The sequence below is a fragment of the Rhodovulum sp. BSW8 genome, from assembly GCF_003314725.1.
Taxonomy (GTDB): Bacteria; Pseudomonadota; Alphaproteobacteria; order Rhodobacterales; family Rhodobacteraceae; genus Rhodovulum; species Rhodovulum visakhapatnamense.
Map to the genome: position 1 here is coordinate 52105 of NZ_QNVX01000009.1, position 15853 is coordinate 67957.

The following is a 15853-nucleotide window of genomic DNA, read 5'->3' on the forward strand; positions in this document are numbered from 1 at the left end:
TTAGGAATTTGGCGGGGGGAGGCTCAACAACGTAAAATTGTGATTGATGAAATGGAAATTGTGCGCATCCGGCGACCCGGCAAGCGCCGGAGCAGGCGACCGCCGCCAGCGAACCGGCGGCGCCCAGAAGCGCCGGGATAACGGTCTTGAGGGCCAGCGTCAGGCTGGTCCGGAGCAGGGTCTTTTCCATGTCGGAACCGCGCAGGATGGAACGGCACCGAACGGGCGCCACAACTGCGCGGCAGCAAAAGACCGATAATCTCTCTTATGTTCCCATGCGGCAAGACCTGTCCTTCGACCTGCCAGGGCATGGTGGCAAGGGTTTTGCTTGACGTGCCTTTTAGTCCCTGTGTTTCAGGAAGGATTGCAGGACTTCGGACAAGGCGGCCTGCAGTGCCGCGTCCGGCGCTGCGGTCAGGGACGCGAAATCGTGGCGCAGGGCGGTTTCGTCCAGCGCCGTGCCGATCAGCACCAGCCGCGTCTCTGCGGCGCCGCCGGGCCAGGCATCAATCCGGCGGATCGGATAAAGCCGGTGCCCGACCGCATGAACCACAGCCGGGCGCGAAGGATCGTCGCGCAGCGCGACCAGCCCCTTGATCCGCAAAAGCCCGTTCTCCGGTGTCGCGGTCAGCCGGTGCAGGAACCGCTGCAACGCCATGGCCTCGATCGGGCCGGAGCCGAGCAGCGGCACCGCGACGACGTGCCCATGCCGGTTCAGACCGTGGAAAAGCCCGCCATGGCCATGCGTCCCGGCGGCGGCCTCGGCCGCAAGCCACGCCGCCACATTCTCGCCCTTGCCGAAGGCTTCGTAGCTGCCGGGCCGCAGCAGCCGTGCAGGATCGAAACCGGGATCGGCGGCGTCATGCACGCTGATCCCCGTATTGATCGCGCGCAGCCTCCCGGGCCAGTCCCCTGCCGGGGTCCGGTCGGTGCGGGTCAGGACGGCATGATCGGCAAAGGCGATCTGACGCAGGCTTTCGGGATGCGCGGCAAGCGCGGCCTCGATCCCCTCGACATCGACCACCGCGATCACCCCCGACAGGCGGAAGGCGCGGGCCACCGCATGATCGGCCAGCGACCGGGCATCCCTGCCACCGGGGATCAGGCTGTTGAGGATCGGGGCCGGATCGGCCAGGCCTGTCGTCTCGACGATCACCCTGCGGAAGGGCGGCAGGTTGCCAGTGCGCCGGCCATGCAGAAGCTGATCGAGCGAGGACCGCAGATCGCTGCCCGCCGTGCAGCAGATGCAGCCCGTGGTGGTCACCATCGGCTGTTCGCGGCCTTTCCGGACCAGGTCGTGATCGACGGGGACAAGCCCGAACTCGTTGATGACAAGCGCCGTGTCCCGCAGCGCCGGATCCGCCATCATGCGGTTCAGCAGGGTCGTCTTTCCCGCCCCGAGAAACCCCGTCAGCAGATGGACCGGAAGCTGATCCTTCGACGTTATCATGCGGCAGCTCCTTTCCTGTTCCCGCCACTGTCCGGATCCGGCCCGGCCCTCTCACGCCGGATCATGCCGGTTCGGGCGCGCGCCGGGCCTGGCCGGACATCAGGGGCGATGCGGCCTCGTCCCGCATCAGCGCGACCGCCTCCGCGAGCGACAGGCTGCGGCTGTCCGTCTCTCCGAGGCGGCGCAGCGAGACGGTGCACGTCTCGGCCTCGCGCGCGCCCAGGACCAGCACCAGGGGCACCTTTTCCACCGAATGCTCTCGTATCTTATAGGCAATGGTCTCGTTGCGCAGATCGGTTCGTACCCGCAGCCCCGCGACCGTCAGCGCCGCTGCGACCTCCCCGGCCCAGGCATCGGCCTCGGCGGTGATGGTCGCCACCACCGCCTGGACGGGCGCGAGCCACAGCGGCAGATGCCCGGCGAAATGTTCGATCAGGATGCCGGTGAACCGTTCGAGCGAGCCGAACATCGCGCGGTGCAGCAGCACCGGCACCTCGCGATCGCCGCCGGGTGCCACGTAACAGGCGTCGAACCGTTCGGGCAGGTTGAAGTCCACCTGAAGCGTGCCGCATTGCCAGTCCCGCCCGATGGCATCGCGCAGCACGTATTCCAGCTTGGGCCCGTAGAAGGCGCCCTCGCCCTCGAAGATCGTGTAGGGCTGACCGGCCGCCTCGAGGGCCGCGCGCAGCGCGTCCTCGGACCTGTCCCAGACCGCGTCGGACCCGATCCGGTTCCGGGGCCGGGTCGACAGCTTGATGCGGATATCCTCGAAGCCGAAGTCGCGATAGATCGACAGGATCAGGTCGTTGACCTTGACGCATTCCGCGGTCAGCTGATCGGGCGTGCAGAAGATATGCGCGTCGTCCTGGGTGAAGGACCGCACCCGCATCAGCCCGTGCAGCGCACCCGAGGGTTCATAGCGATGCACCTTGCCGAACTCGGCGATCTTCATCGGCAGGTCGCGATAGCTGCGCACCCCGTGCCGGTACAGCATCATGTGGCCGGGGCAGTTCATCGGTTTCAGCGCGAAGTCCCGGTCATCCCCGGTCTTCGTCAGGAACATGTTCTCGCGGTAGTTCTGCCAGTGGCCCGAGGTTTCCCACAGGGCGCGGTCCATGATGTCGGGGGTGTTGACCTCTTCGTAGCCCGCAGCGGCCTGCCTGGCGCGCATGTAGCCGATCAGGGTCTGGAACATCTGCCAGCCCTTCGGGTGCCAGAAGACGGCGCCGGGGGCCTGCTCCTCGAAATGATACAGGTCCATCTCGCGGCCCAGACGCCGGTGATCGCGGCGCTCGGCCTCGGCCAGCATGGTCGTGTGGGCATCCAGATCGGCCTGCGTGGCGAAGGCCACGCCATAGATGCGCGACAGCATCTCGTTCCCGGCATCGCCCCGCCAGTATGCCCCGGCCACGCGGGTCAGCCGGAAGGCCGGACCGATCTGTCCGGTCGCGTCCAGATGCGGCCCCCGGCACAGATCCAGCCAGTCCCCCTGCCTGTAGATGCCGATGGGCTGGTCGCCCGGAATGGCATCCAGAAGCGCCACCTTGTAGCCTGCGGCCCGGGCCCCGAAGAAGGCCCGCGCCTCGTCGCGGGTCCATTCCTCGCGCCGGATCGGGGCATTGCGGGCGATGATCTCGCGCATCTTCTTCTCGATCTTCGGCAGATCCTCGGCGGTGAAGGGCCGCTCGGCCGCGAAGTCGTAGTAAAAGCCGTGCTCGATCACCGGCCCTATGGTGGCCTGGGTGCCGGGGAAAAGCGCCTGCACCGCTTCGGCCAGGACATGGGCGCAGCCGTGCCGGATCAGCGGCAGAACGCGGGGGTCGTCGCGGGTCAGGATCTCGACCCTCGCGTCGCGGGTCAGCGGCGCGGTCAGGTCGCACACCGTGCCGTCGACCGCCATGGCTGCGGCCTTCTTGCGCAGCGAGGGCGCTATGGACCGGGCAAGATCGGCGCCGGAAAGGGGCTCTGCGAAGTCCCTGACACGTCCGTCAGGCAGGGTGATCTGAATCATGTCGGATGTCTTCCGGTTCGATGGGGTGAAAAGGTTCGGCCGAGAGATACCCGCCTGACGGCACCGGTTCGGCGCCGCCAAGCCGTTCCAGAGCCTCGAAGATCTCGGCAACCTCGGCATTGGTGAAATCCCGCAGGATCATTACGAACCGGGTCCGCCGGTCCTGCCCCACCCAGTCCTTCAGGGGCACGGGCGGGTGAAAGATGTGCTGCACACCATGGATCGCGAAGGGAAAGGGCACGTCCGTGAGATGCACCAATGCCTTGACCCGAAGCAGATCCCCGCCGCGCTGCGCCATCAGAAGATCCATCCAGAGATCGAACTGCCCGGCCGTCAACGGCGTCTCGATCTCCCAGGAGATCGCGCGGATGCCGCCCGCGCCGCCGCCATGCACCCCTCGGGTTGTCTCGTGCATCCAGCCCGCCACATCGGCCGATTTCATCGAGGGGTCGAAATGGCCCAGACCGGTCAGCCGCTCCGGCGCGACGGCCCCGTCGATGACGGTCAACACCTCGGCGCCGGGATTGAGCCGCGCAAGCTCGGCCCGGACCCTGTCCTCCTGCGCTTGCGGAAGGTCGGTCTTCGTCAGCAGCAGAAGGTCGGCCATGGCCACCTGCCGGCGCGCCTCTTCATGGCGGTCCAGCGTGCCGGCGCCCGTCGCACTGTCGACGGCCGTCACCAGCCCGTCGGTCACGAAACGCGCCGCAATTCCCGCTTCGGTCAGCAGCGTATGCAGGATCGGGGCCGGATCGGCGAGCCCGGTGGTCTCGATGACCACCCGATCGAAGGCGAATTCGCCCGCATCCTGCCGTTCGGCAAGGTCCCGCAGCGTCTCGACCAGATCGCCGCGCAAGGCGCAGCACAGGCAGCCCGATCCCAGAAGCACCACGTTTTCCGAGCTTGCCCTCACCAGTTCATGATCCAGCGCGGCCTCGCCGAACTCGTTGACGATCACGGCGGTCCCGGCCAGGCGCGGATGCCTCAGCAGCCGGTTCAGCACCGTCGTCTTGCCGCTGCCGAGAAAGCCGGTCAGAAGCGTGACGGGGATCTGCGCAGGATCGGGCAAACGCGACAAACCTCTGGCGAGGCCCTCCGTGGGGCGGGACTTCGGGGATCGGCGCGCAGAGACAGGACGTCCTGCGCGGGCCGATCCCGCGCGAACGGTGCTAAAATGAACGGCGTCGCTTCCGCAACCAAAATGTGATGTTATAACGTGATTTATTGCCGCCGAGACTGTCATTTGCCGAACCGACGGGCCACTGCCCCAAGGGGACGACTGTGTCGTCCTGCACGAAATGTCTAAAGACCGTCATGAACCGGTGACATCTTCTTCGGACGGCAACGGCACCGGGAGACCCGTATGAGTTTGTGGCGATACGCGGCAATGGCCTCCGCGATCTGCGCCCTGGCGGGGGGCGGGGAGGCCGCCCCGCTGCCCAAGGGCGAAGGTCTCAAGGTGGTCCGTCAGGAATGCACCCGCTGCCACCCGCTGCGGAACATCGTGAACAGCGACGGGTTCACCGCGCCCCAATGGCGCGACTTCATTGTCCGGATGACGGATCTGGAAAACCGCCCGGAAAATCTCGACGTGGTGGTGGCCTATCTGGCCAAGCATTTCCCGCCCTACGCGCCCGATGACTGACTGGCAGGCGATGCCGACCGCCCGGTCTGAGCCAACCGGTCGCAACCGGCGCCCGCCCGGAAGAAAAAAGTTTTATTCCAATGACTTGAGGGACACACCTGCGATACGGTCATGTCCTCTTGGCAGGATAGCACGATATAACGTCACAAATTCGTTAACCCTCATTTCTAGACTTCTGCCACCCGCCCATGGGGCGGTGTGTGGCACCCTCTTGCCGCGCCTCAAGGCATTCATGAAAACCCAGAGGTTCACTCAGATGATCCGTACCACTCTTCTCATGGCGACGACCGCATTGCTGGCCGCGCCCACCTTCGCCGACAGCTTCGAATTCTCGGCCGTTTCCGCCCCGACGACAGACGCACAGAAACGCGCGGTTCAGGCGTCGGACAGCGTCACCATCGGCGGCGAGACCGTGAAGATCGGCTATCACATCCTTGCCCGCAGCGGGCAGAAGATCGGCGACGGCACCTGGGGGCTGCTGGTCGACAGGACCGGCAAGCCGGTGCGCAGCGAGGACGGCTCGGAACACATCTCGGTCGATACCGACTTCTCGTCGCTGCTGCCGGTGGGCAAGAAGCTGTTCTCGGTCAGCCATTTCGAGTCGCGCCCCGGGGCGATGTACGTGACGGAACTCGATCAGGACCCCGAAACCGGCGTGCTAACCCCGATCTCGACCCGGCCCGTCGATTTCTCGGATGTGGGCGGGCTCTGGGTTCCCTGCGCGGGGTCGGTGACGCCCTGGGGCACCCATTTCGGGTCCGAGGAATACGAACCCGACGCGCGCGAAGTGGCGGCGGCCGAAGAGCTTGCCGATGTCGATGACTACTTCTACCCGATGGCCCGCTATTTCGGCCTGAACCCGTCCGAGATGACGCTGGATCAGTTCCGCGCGGTCTTCAATCCCTACAGCTTCGGCCACCCGACCGAGGTGACGGTCACCGAGGACGGCAATGCCACCGCCGCCAAGCATTACGCCATGGGCCGGCTGTCGATCGAGCTGCCCTATGTGATGCCCGACAGCCGGACCGCCTACATCACCGACGACGGCACCAATGTGGGCCTCTACATGTTCGTGGCCGACGCGGCGGGCAATCTGGATGCCGGCACGCTTTATGCCGCGAAGCTGACCCAGACCTCGGACGAGGGCGCCGGGGCGTTCGACCTGACCTGGGTCGATCTGGGCCATGCCACCAGCGACGCGGTGAAGAAGATCATCGACGACAAGCCCTCGTTCTTCGACATTTTCGAGACCGCCGATCCGGCCGAAGGCGGCGCTTGCGGCGACGGCTTCACCTCGATCAACACCACCGCCGGGCATGAATGCCTGAAGGTCCGCGACGGCATGGACCTGGCCGCCTCGCGCCTGGAAACCCGCCGCTATGCCGCGATGATGGGCGCCACGACCGAACTGCGCAAGGAAGAGGGCATCACCTTCGATCCCGAGAACAACCGCATGTTCCTGGCGATGTCCGAGGTCGCCAAAGGCATGGAGCCGCAGTCGAAGAACGACATCGGCGGTCCCGACAGCGTGCGCGTCGCCCGGAACGAGTGCGGCGCCGTCTATCAGCTGAGCGTGGCCCCCGATGCCGCCATCGGGTCGGATTACGTGGTGAAGGACATGGCCTCGCTGGTCGAGGGCAGGCCCGCCGAATACGCTGCCGACAGCGAATTCGCCGGAAATACCTGTGATATCGACGGCATCGCCAACCCCGACAACCTCACCTACATGACCGGCCATGACACGCTGATCATCGGCGAGGACACCGGCTCGGGCCACCAGAACGACGCGATCTGGGCCTACGACATGACCTCGGGCGACCTGACCCGGATCTTCACCACGCCCTACGGGTCCGAGACCACTTCGCCCTACTGGTACCCGGACATCAACGGCTTCGGCTACCTGATGGGCGTGATCCAGCACCCCTATGGGGAATCCGACGAGGACAAGCTGGCCGATCCGGCCGATGCGATGGCCTATGCGGGCTATTTCGGCCCGTTCCCGGCCAGCAAGTGAGGCCAAGGCACGTTCGGGAGAGGCGGCAGCGCCTCTCCCATTCCAGCTGAAAGGTATCCCCCATGCGCCGCCTCTCTTCCGCCCTGGCCGCCCTGCTGGCCGCCGTGCTGGCCGTAAGCCCCGTTGCCGCCGCGGATCTGGCCAGCCACAGGCTGTCGAACCCGACCGCCTATATCCCGCCGCAATGCTACACCGACACCGTGGATGCCGAGGGCAATGCACATAACCCCTGCTTCACCTGCCACGTCCGGGCGCGCGCGCCGAATTACATCATCGGCGATGCCGATCTGCAGACCGAATACAGCCTGCCGGGGCCTGCGCTGACGAACCCCTGGACCAACCTTTTCGTCGACCGCTCGGCCCGGATCTCGGCAATTCCCGATGCCGAGATCGACGCCTATGTCGCGCAAGACAACTATTTCGATCCCGACGGCACGATCACGCTGGCGCGCAAGCTGGCCCATCCCCCGGCCGCCTGGGACGAGGACGGCGACGGCGCCTGGGCAGGCTATGTGCCCGACTGTCATTACAATTTCGATGCGGAAGGCTTCGACCGCGCCCCCGATGGAACCCCCACCGGCTGGCGTGCCTTCGCCTATGTGCCGCTGCCGGGCGTTTTCTGGCCGACGAACGGTTCGACCGACGACGTGCTGATCCGTCTGGCCGCCCCCTTCCGCAGCACCGCGGAGGGCAGCTACGACCCCGCGATCTACAAGGTGAACCTCGCCACCGCCGAGGCGCTGATCAAGCGCGCCGACGTGCCGATTGCGCCGGTCGATGAAACCCCTCTGGGCGTCGATCTGGACCGCGACGGCACACTTGGCACCGCGACGCAGGTCACCTTCGACTGGGCCCCGCTGAAGGGGCGCGACATGTCCTGGGTGGGCGCCGCAAAGGGCGAGCTTCTGGCCGCGGGCCTGTTCCCGGTCGGGACCGAGTTCCTGCATACCGTGCGCTATATCGACGTCTCCTCGGGCGAGGTCGCGATGGCACCGCGCATGAAAGAGGTCCGCTACGGCATCAAGACCCGCTGGCAGACCTATGCCGACCTTGAGGAAGGCGGGCTGGAAGAGGCCAAGGAACGCTATGATTTCCCCGACCGCATCGATCTGTTCGACGGCAGCCTCGAGACCGGCATCGCCAATGGCATGGGCTGGCGCTATCAGGCCTTCATCGAGGATGCCTCGGGCGATCTGCGCCCGCAGAGCTTCGAGGAAACGGTGTTCTGCATCGGCTGTCACAGCGGCATCGGGCTGACCGACGACGCCACGATTTCCTTCCCGCGCAAGTTCGATCCGGCCGACGCCCATGCGGGCGGCTGGTATCACTGGTCGCAGAAATCGCTGGCGGGCACGCCCGACCCGATCCGGGCCGACGGCCGACGCGAATTGCTGACCTATCTGCAGGAAAACGGCGCGGGCGACGAGTTCCGCAACAATGCCGAGGTCAAGGCGCGCTTCATCGCCCCCGACGGGTCCGTGAAGCCCGAGGCGGCGGCAGCCCTTCGGGACGACATCACCACGCTGATCCTGCCCTCGGCCGAACGCGCCCGGACCCTGAACAAGGCCTATCGCGAGATCGTCCTCGAACAGAGCTTCGCCAAGGGCCGGGATGCGGTGGCCGAACCGGCAGGCCATGTTCTGAAAGAGGTCGAACAGAACCAGCCCACGGGCATCGAAACGCCGGTCGGCGCCACCCACTGGTAGATCCCGGGGTCCGGGCAGCATCTCTGCCACCGGCCCCGCCCTTCTTTATGGAAGCAAAACGAAAATAGGCCCGCCGATCTGGCGGGCCTTTCTCTTTCCCCGCGATTTCCCCGCGACGACCTTCAGGCCGGGACGATGATCCCGGGCAGGCTGTTGGTCTTCATCGTCTCGTTCGGCTGGAAATGGATGACCGAGCGGATCGACTTGCCCGCATGCAGCAGGTCGAAGGCGGTGTTGATCTGTTCATGCGTCATGTTGTGGGTGATGTAGGGATCGACCTCGAAATCGCCCCGCAGCCATTCGTCGACCATGCCCGGCAGCTGGCTGCGCCCCAGAACGCCGCCGAAGGCCGATCCGCGCCAGACCCGGCCGGTGACCAGCTGAAACGGACGGGTCGCGATTTCCTCGCCCGCGCCCGCGACGCCGATCACGGTGCATTCGCCCCAGCCCTTGTGACAGCATTCCAGCGCCGAGCGCATGACATTCACGTTGCCGATGCATTCGAAGGAATAATCCACGCCGCCATCGGTCATCTCGACGATGATCTCCTGGATCGGCCGGGGAAAATCGCCCGGGTCGATGCAATCATGCGCGCCGAGGGACCGGGCCAGCTCGAACTTGTTCGGGTTGGTGTCGATGCCGATGATGCGGCTTGCGCCCTGCATCTTCGCGCCCTGGATCACCGCCATGCCGATGGCTCCCAGCCCGAAGACGGCCACCGTCGCGCCCGCCTCGACCTTCGCGGTATTGCGCACCGCCCCTATACCCGTGGGCACCGCGCAGCCCATGACGCTGGCCTTGGCCAGCGGCGCTTCCTTCGAGATCTTCGCGACCGCGATCTCGGGCAGAACGGTGTATTCGGAAAAGGTCGAGGTGCCCATGTAGTGATGGATCATCCTGCCCTTGTAGCTGAACCGCGACGTGCCGTCGGGCATCACGCCCTGCCCTTGCGTCTTGCGGATGGTCTGGCACAGGTTGGTCTTGCCGGACTTGATGTAGGGGCAGTTCGGATCCTCGGGCGTATAAAGCGGAATGACGTGGTCGCCCGGAACGACCGAGGTCACGCCGCGGCCGATTTCCTCGACGATGCCGACGCCCTCATGGCCCAGGACGGCCGGGAAAAGGCCCTCGGGATCGCGGCCCGAAAGGGTGAACATGTCGGTGTGGCACAGGCTGGTCGTGACGATCCGGACAAGGACTTCTCCTTCCTTGGGGCCGTCCAGATCGATCTCTTCGATTTCAAGGGGGCGGTTCGGCTCCCAGGCAATGGCGGCACGCGTTTTCATTTCTCTCTCCCTGGTGAATGTGCGGTCAGTGCACGACGTGGTCTTCCGGTTCCTCCTCCGGGTCGTCGATCGGATCGAGAACAAGCAAAAGCCGGGTTTCGCCCGTGCCCCCGATGGGGGGCGAGCGGTGCAACAGCCCCGAGGCCGGGATTTCAGGCCAGAGCGTGCCCCGCATGACGGTCGGTGCGCCTGTCGGCACGGAAAAAACGCCTTGCGGTTCGCCGCCGCCGGACAGGTGGCCATATTGCGTTCCGGTGCCGCGATAGGTGCACACAAGCCGGGCCCGGACCGCGTCGACATGAAACTTCCGGCAGGCATCGGTCGTGACGATGTCCAGACGCAGCCGCAGGTAGCGCGCATTCGCGACGTTGGCGAAGACTGCCGCCAGCGCGGACACATCCTCGACAAGCATCTCCCGTTCGGCGCATTCCGGCGTGCCGCAGGTCTGCGCGACGGTCGTGATCGTGTCGCGGACCAGCTCCGAGCGCAGGATGACGCGTGTCCTTGGCAGCTGTTCGCGCGCCAGGCCGTCGATCCAGGTCTGAAACCGCGGCAACGGACTGCGCTGCCAGATCACCGCGGCACAGTCCGGCCGTCGGATCGCCGACAGACCTTCGGGCGTGTCGACCCTGACGATGCCCCTCTCCGTGCCTGAGCCTGAGCCTGAGCCTGTGCCCCAAACCCGCGGATCTTTCCGAAGACGTGTCAAGATGCGCCCCCTCTCCCGGTCTTCGACGCCCCCTGCCCGTTACGGGTCATAGGGCAGCGAAGAATGATGCAGCACGATGCGGAGAACACCGCTTTCGTCCCGCCTGTAGCCAAAGCTCTTGTCGACCCTGGTGATGGTGCCGTCCTTGTCGGTCAGGCTGACCCGGCCCATCCACAGGGCGATGTCGCCCTCGATCACCTCGGCCGCAGTCACGCTGTCGGTGGCGCGCCATCCCCGGATCGCAAATCCGGCATCCAGCGGATAGGCGCTGGAATGGCCGACGAAATAGGCCAGCGCACCGGCTTTGGTGAGGCGAAAGGTCTGCTCGCCGCTCGCCATGGTCGGCTTGAACAGCACAGGCCCAAGATTGTAGCCATAAACCGCGTCCAGATGGATCGATGCGGTCTTGCGCGCCGCGTCGATGCCACCGTCTTCATAGGATCTCGAGATGGCGATCTTGCCGTTGCCCCAGGCAACGCGCGCGGCCGCAAGCTCAGCTGTCGTGATCAACTGCCTCTTTCCCTTTTCGTGACCGGACCAGGACCCAAGCGGGCGCCGCCTAACCCTGGGCCCAACGCGGAAAGGGATCGGGCAGCCGTTTCCACGCTTCGGGGGTGAACTCCTGCGTATCGACCAGCGCCGAGTTCAGTCTTGCACAGATCGCCTCACGGTCCAGCCCGACCCCGATGAAGACGATTTCCTGGCGGCGGTCGCCCCATGGCTCGGCCCAGCGGCGCGCGATTTCGGCCTGCGCCTCGGGATGGGTCGGCAGCCGGTTTTCGGGGACCGAGGCCCACCAGCGCCCCAGCGGCGTGACCGAGGACATCGCTCCGGCAAGGCTGAACTCTGCCGCCCAGTCGGGCCGTGTCGCAATCCAGAAATGCCCCTTGGCCCGGATCGTGCCCGGCAGCGGGCCGTTCAGCACCGCGTGCAGTTTCTCGGGGTGAAAGGGCGCGCGGGCATGATAGACGAAAGAACCGATGCCGTATTCCTCGTCTTCCGGCACATGGTTGGCGAAGCCGTACAGTTCCTTGGCCCACATCGGGTGTTCGTGCGCGGTCTCGAAATCGAACAGGCCGGTATCCAGGATATCCTCGGCCGCCACCTCGGAATGATCGGTTTCGATGATCTTCGCATCGCCGTTGAGGCTGCGGATGATCTTGCGCGCCGCGTCGGTGCGCTCGGGACCGGCATCCGAAATCTTGTTGAGGACCACCACATCGGCAAATTCGATCTGTTCGGTCAGCAGGCTCACAAGGCTGCGGTCGTCCGCGTCGCCGGCGGTCTCGCCCCGGTCGGACAGGAAGTCGTGGCTGGAATAGTCCTGCAGCAGGTTCACCGCATCGACCACCGTCACCATCGTATCGAGCCGCGCGACATCGGACAGGCTTTGCCCGCGCTCGTCGCGGTAATCGAAGGTGGCGGCAACGGGCAGCGGTTCCGAAATTCCGGTGGATTCGATCAGCAGGTAATCGAAGCGGCCTTCTTCGGACAGGTGGCGCACCTCTTTCAGAAGATCGTCGCGCAGCGTGCAGCAGATGCAGCCATTCGACATCTCGACCAGCTTTTCTTCAGAGCGTGACAGTTCGCTGCCCTCGCGCACCAGATCGGCGTCGATATTCACCTCGGACATGTCGTTGACGATGACGGCCACGCGCCGCCCGTCCCGGTTGTTCAGCACGCGGTTCAAAAGCGTCGTCTTGCCCGCGCCAAGAAAGCCGGACAGCACGGTCACGGGCAGGCGGGTGTCTTTCTGGGTCATGGAAGCCTCATGAAAAGGGTTATTTCCGGTCGTACGGGGGCGTCGTCTTCCGGCTCCCGCCGGTCTGTCTCGACGCGCCGCAATCGGTGCAGTGGCCGTGGATTTCGACCACATGATGGGTGGGCTCGATCCCAGCCTTGCGCGCCATGTCCGACAGCGACACCAGCAGCTCTGGCGCGACGCTCTCGCGCAGCGCGCCGCAGTCGTCGCAAATGGACAGGATCACCGGCGCGTCCATGGTCTCGCTCTGGCGCGGGGCATAGGCATTCAGCGATTCGACCCGCAGCACCTGACCGGACGCACACAGCGCCTTGAGCGCGCGGTAGATCGTCGCCGGTGCCAGCCGCGGCGCGGTCGTCTTCAGCGCATTGAGGACGTCATAAGCCGATAGCGCATGCTCCGCGCCGCGCAGGACGCGCAGGACATCCGACTGCATCGCTTCGCCCTTCCTGGTCTTGCGCATGTCCCGTCACTCTTGTTCCGACCTCAGGCGGGCGTCGACCCGACGCCCTGTCGCGATTTCCGACGCCGTGGCTCAGCGGGCAATCCGGCGGGCCACGGCGAACGGTGCCTTGCCTAGTCGAGGCAGTCCTTCAGACTGGCCGCAACGTTGACCATGAGGTCGGGATAAAGGTCCGGCCCTGGGGTCAGGTCGGCCCCCAGCGGGTCGATCACGCCGATCTTCGCGTCCGTTCCCCGAAAGACGGTCTTCACGAGACCCGGATTGAATTGCGGCTCGGAGAACACGCATTCCACGGACAGATCCTTGATCTTTTGGTGGATTTCCTCGATCCGCGCGGGGCTTGGGTCGGTGGCGTCGCCCAGTTTGATAGAGCCGGTCGCCGCAAGCCCAAAGCGGGTCTCGAAATACTGGTAGGCGTCGTGGAAGACGACGAAATTCTTGCCCCGGATCGGATCGAGGTCGGCCTCGATCCGGCCGATCATATCTTCCAGCTGCGCCCGTCCGGCATCGGCATTGGCGCGGTAGGTCGCCGCATTTTCCGGATCGACCTCGGACAGCGTCGCGGCAATCAGATCCAGCCAGACCCGGGCATTTTCCGGGTCGAGCCAGGCATGCGGATCATGGCCATGCCCATCGTGATCGTGCTCAGCGTGCCCGTCGTCGTGCCCGTCATGGTCGTCTTCGGCGTGGTCCTCGCCCTCGTCATGATCGTCATGCGCCTCGCCGTGATCATGGGCGTGGCTGTGCTTCTCGAAGGTCACGCCTTCGCGGAACGGCAATTCGGTCGTTCCCTCGGATTCCATCAGCTCGACGGTGATCGCATCGCTGGCAAGCGCGGCCAGAGGGCCTTCGAGCCAGGGCTCCAGCGCTTCGCCGACCCAGAAGACGACATCGGCCCGATCCAGCGCCTCCGCTTCGGAGGGACGCAAGGAATAGCCATGCGGCGAGGCACCGGGCTGGACCAGCAAATCCGGCGTCCCTACCCCGTCCATCACGATCGCAACCAGCGAATGCACTGGCGGAATGTCGGCCGCGACCGACGGAACCTCTGCATTCGCGGCACCGGCCAGACCAAGAACCGATACCGCGCCAAGAAGCAGGCTATTCTTCACGGGGAAACTCCATGATATATTGTAACATCGACAGGCAATGTATATGTCACGATATAACATATCAAGTAGCTTGATCCCGAGGGTGCCATGATCCATCGGACCGGCCGGGCCGCCCGGCGCACTGCATGAGCCTGTCCGAGATCAGGAACGCAACCATCCGCCCGGGGGGCGCGACGGTTCTCGGCAACGTGTCGGCACAGATGACCGCCGGAGAGATCGTGACAATCGTCGGCCCGAACGGATCTGGAAAGTCGACGCTGCTGCGCGTTCTGATCGGATCGCTTCGGCCGACCCGCGGCCCGGTCATCCGCCGGCGCGGGCTGCGGATCGGGTATGTCCCGCAACATCTGCGGATCGCCCCCACATTGCCGCTGACCGTCGCGCGGCTGTTGCGGTTGCGCCGGAGCGTCGGCGGCCAGTTCCGGCGCGTCATGCTGGCCCGCGCGCTCCTGGCGCAACCGCAGCTGCTGGGTCTGGACGAACCGACCCAAGGGCTGGACCAGCCGGGGACCGCGGCTTTCCACAAGCAGATCAGGGAGGTTCGGGACCAAACGGGATGCGGCATCCTGATGGTCAGCCACGATCGTCACATGGTCATGAGCGCGAGCGAAAGGGTGCTTTGCCTGAACGGGCATATCTGTTGCCAGGGCGCCCCGCAAAAGGTGGCGTCCGCTCCGGACTGCCGGGCGCTCTTCGGCGCGGGCACGCAAGGGACAATGGCGCTTTGCACTCACCACCATGACCGCACGCACGCCCCTGCCGGGCCGGGACAGAAGGCCGCCGATCAATGACATTTCTCGACAGCTTCATGATGCGCGCGGCCCTTGCGGGGGTGGGCGTGGCTCTTGCGGCCGCACCGCTGGGCTGTTTCGTGGTCTGGCGCCGGATGGCCTATTTCGGAGATGCAACCGCGCATGCGGCGATCCTTGGGGTGGCCCTGTCGCTGACCTTTTCGGTCTCGATCTTCGCGGGTGTCCTTGCCGTTTCGCTGGCCATGGCCTTCACCGTCTCGACGCTTGGCGGGCGGACCTTCGCGACGGATACGCTTCTGGGGGTTCTGGCGCATTCGGCGCTGGCCTTCGGCCTGGTCGCGGCGTCTTTCCTAAGCGGCATCCGCATCGACCTGATGGCCTATCTGTTCGGCGATATTCTCGCGGTCATGCCCGCCGATCTGGCCGTGATCTGGGGCGGTGCCGCGCTTGTTCTCGGGCTGCTTGCGTGGCGCTGGTCCGCACTGCTGGAAGCGACGATCGATCCAGACATGGCCCTGTCCGACGGGGTCGATCCGAAGACAGAGAGGATCGTCCTGACCCTCGCGCTGGCCGTCGTCGTCGCCGTCGCGATCAAGGTGGTGGGCGCCCTTCTGATCACCGCCCTGCTGATCGTTCCGGCCGCCGCCGCCCGCCCGTTCAGCCGCACGCCGGAAACCATGGCCATTCTCGCTGCGGGGATCGCAGCGGCATCGGTCCTGGGTGGCCTGCGCGCCGCCTACCATTTCGACACACCCACCGGCCCGACCATCGTCTGCATCGCCGCGTGCCTGTTCGCGGCATCCGTTTCGCTGACCGGCGCGGTCCGGCTGGCCGGCCAGATCGGCGCGGCGAAAGATCGACGTGGCGACAGGTAAGGCCCGGGGCGGCCACCGTTTTCCGGGCAGGTTTGCGACGCTCGGAATCGTCCGTTCGCAGGCAATACCTT

General features: G+C 65.6%; 14 protein-coding genes. 5 read left to right on the forward strand and 9 right to left on the reverse strand.

What is annotated here, in order from left to right; translation table 11 throughout:
• Positions 1-340: 340 nt before the first annotated feature.
• The 3 genes from DSD19_RS06985 to DSD19_RS06995 form a co-directional block, all read right to left on the reverse strand.
• Positions 341-1450, reverse strand: coding sequence for a GTP-binding protein (locus DSD19_RS06985; RefSeq protein WP_113669059.1), 1110 nt, complete (start codon positions 1448-1450; stop codon positions 341-343).
• Between the two features lie 61 nt (positions 1451-1511).
• On the reverse strand, positions 1512-3461 hold the full coding sequence (gene thrS / locus DSD19_RS06990; protein WP_113669060.1) for a threonine--tRNA ligase: 1950 nt from the start codon (positions 3459-3461) through the stop codon (positions 1512-1514).
• A complete protein-coding gene (locus DSD19_RS06995; protein WP_243627785.1) occupies positions 3439-4527 on the reverse strand; it encodes a GTP-binding protein in 1089 nt (362 codons plus the stop codon). The genes thrS and DSD19_RS06995 overlap by 23 nt, the downstream gene beginning before the upstream one ends.
• A gap of 294 nt (positions 4528-4821) precedes the next feature.
• Here DSD19_RS06995 and DSD19_RS07000 point away from each other — a divergent pair, with 294 nt between their 5' ends.
• The 3 genes from DSD19_RS07000 to DSD19_RS07010 all read left to right on the forward strand — a co-directional run bounded on the left by DSD19_RS07000 (position 4822) and on the right by DSD19_RS07010 (position 8823).
• A complete protein-coding gene (locus tag DSD19_RS07000) occupies positions 4822-5103 on the forward strand; it encodes a hypothetical protein (protein WP_133260380.1) in 282 nt (93 codons plus the stop codon).
• A 256-nt stretch (positions 5104-5359) separates the two neighbouring features.
• Positions 5360-7117 carry a PhoX family phosphatase gene (locus DSD19_RS07005; protein WP_113669062.1) on the forward strand — a complete coding sequence of 586 codons (1758 nt, stop codon included), beginning with the start codon at positions 5360-5362 and terminating at the stop codon, positions 7115-7117.
• 62 nt (positions 7118-7179) lie between these two features.
• Positions 7180-8823: a hypothetical protein gene (locus tag DSD19_RS07010; protein WP_113669063.1), complete on the forward strand. Its 1644-nt coding sequence runs from the start codon at positions 7180-7182 to the stop codon at positions 8821-8823.
• 122 nt (positions 8824-8945) lie between these two features.
• On the opposite strand, the gene DSD19_RS07015 is transcribed toward DSD19_RS07010, so the two are convergent.
• The 6 genes from DSD19_RS07015 to DSD19_RS07040 form a co-directional block, all read right to left on the reverse strand.
• Positions 8946-10109 (reverse strand): S-(hydroxymethyl)glutathione dehydrogenase/class III alcohol dehydrogenase, encoded by a 1164-nt coding sequence (locus DSD19_RS07015; RefSeq protein WP_113669064.1) that lies wholly within the window; start codon positions 10107-10109, stop codon positions 8946-8948.
• A gap of 25 nt (positions 10110-10134) precedes the next feature.
• Positions 10135-10818 carry a DUF1826 domain-containing protein gene (locus DSD19_RS07020; RefSeq protein WP_371412544.1) on the reverse strand — a complete coding sequence of 228 codons (684 nt, stop codon included), beginning with the start codon at positions 10816-10818 and terminating at the stop codon, positions 10135-10137.
• Between the two features lie 39 nt (positions 10819-10857).
• Positions 10858-11328 carry a phosphoribosyl-AMP cyclohydrolase gene (locus tag DSD19_RS07025; RefSeq protein ID WP_075787754.1) on the reverse strand — a complete coding sequence of 157 codons (471 nt, stop codon included), beginning with the start codon at positions 11326-11328 and terminating at the stop codon, positions 10858-10860.
• Between the two features lie 49 nt (positions 11329-11377).
• Positions 11378-12580 carry a GTP-binding protein gene (locus tag DSD19_RS07030; RefSeq protein WP_113669065.1) on the reverse strand — a complete coding sequence of 401 codons (1203 nt, stop codon included), beginning with the start codon at positions 12578-12580 and terminating at the stop codon, positions 11378-11380.
• A gap of 19 nt (positions 12581-12599) precedes the next feature.
• Positions 12600-13043: a Fur family transcriptional regulator gene (locus tag DSD19_RS07035; RefSeq protein WP_075787752.1), complete on the reverse strand. Its 444-nt coding sequence runs from the start codon at positions 13041-13043 to the stop codon at positions 12600-12602.
• Between the two features lie 113 nt (positions 13044-13156).
• Complete coding sequence (locus DSD19_RS07040; RefSeq protein WP_243627787.1) at positions 13157-14155, reverse strand: zinc ABC transporter substrate-binding protein; 999 nt, start codon at positions 14153-14155, stop codon at positions 13157-13159.
• Positions 14156-14280: 125 nt separating this feature from the next.
• On the opposite strand from DSD19_RS07040, the gene DSD19_RS07045 reads away from it, so the two are divergent.
• On the forward strand, positions 14281-14946 hold the full coding sequence (locus tag DSD19_RS07045; protein WP_113669066.1) for an ATP-binding cassette domain-containing protein: 666 nt from the start codon (positions 14281-14283) through the stop codon (positions 14944-14946).
• Positions 14943-15782, forward strand: coding sequence for a metal ABC transporter permease (locus DSD19_RS07050; RefSeq protein ID WP_075787749.1), 840 nt, complete (start codon positions 14943-14945; stop codon positions 15780-15782). Before DSD19_RS07045 ends, DSD19_RS07050 begins: the two co-directional genes overlap by 4 nt.
• Positions 15783-15853: the final 71 nt, after the last annotated feature.

Bases quoted from the DNA above. Each gene is read 5' to 3' on its own strand.
- DSD19_RS07010 (WP_113669063.1), top strand. From the start codon at position 7,180: ATGCGCCGCCTCTCTTCCGCCCTGGCCGCCCTGCTGGCCGCCGTGCTG.
- DSD19_RS07030 (WP_113669065.1), bottom strand. From the start codon at position 12,580: ATGACCCAGAAAGACACCCGCCTGCCCGTGACCGTGCTGTCCGGCTTT.
- DSD19_RS07050 (WP_075787749.1), top strand. From the start codon at position 14,943: ATGACATTTCTCGACAGCTTCATGATGCGCGCGGCCCTTGCGGGGGTG.
- thrS (WP_113669060.1), bottom strand. From the start codon at position 3,461: ATGATTCAGATCACCCTGCCTGACGGACGTGTCAGGGACTTCGCAGAG.
- DSD19_RS07005 (WP_113669062.1), top strand. From the start codon at position 5,360: ATGATCCGTACCACTCTTCTCATGGCGACGACCGCATTGCTGGCCGCG.
- DSD19_RS07015 (WP_113669064.1), bottom strand. From the start codon at position 10,109: ATGAAAACGCGTGCCGCCATTGCCTGGGAGCCGAACCGCCCCCTTGAA.
- DSD19_RS06985 (WP_113669059.1), bottom strand. From the start codon at position 1,450: ATGATAACGTCGAAGGATCAGCTTCCGGTCCATCTGCTGACGGGGTTT.
- DSD19_RS07000 (WP_133260380.1), top strand. From the start codon at position 4,822: ATGAGTTTGTGGCGATACGCGGCAATGGCCTCCGCGATCTGCGCCCTG.
- DSD19_RS07045 (WP_113669066.1), top strand. From the start codon at position 14,281: ATGAGCCTGTCCGAGATCAGGAACGCAACCATCCGCCCGGGGGGCGCG.
- DSD19_RS07035 (WP_075787752.1), bottom strand. From the start codon at position 13,043: ATGCGCAAGACCAGGAAGGGCGAAGCGATGCAGTCGGATGTCCTGCGC.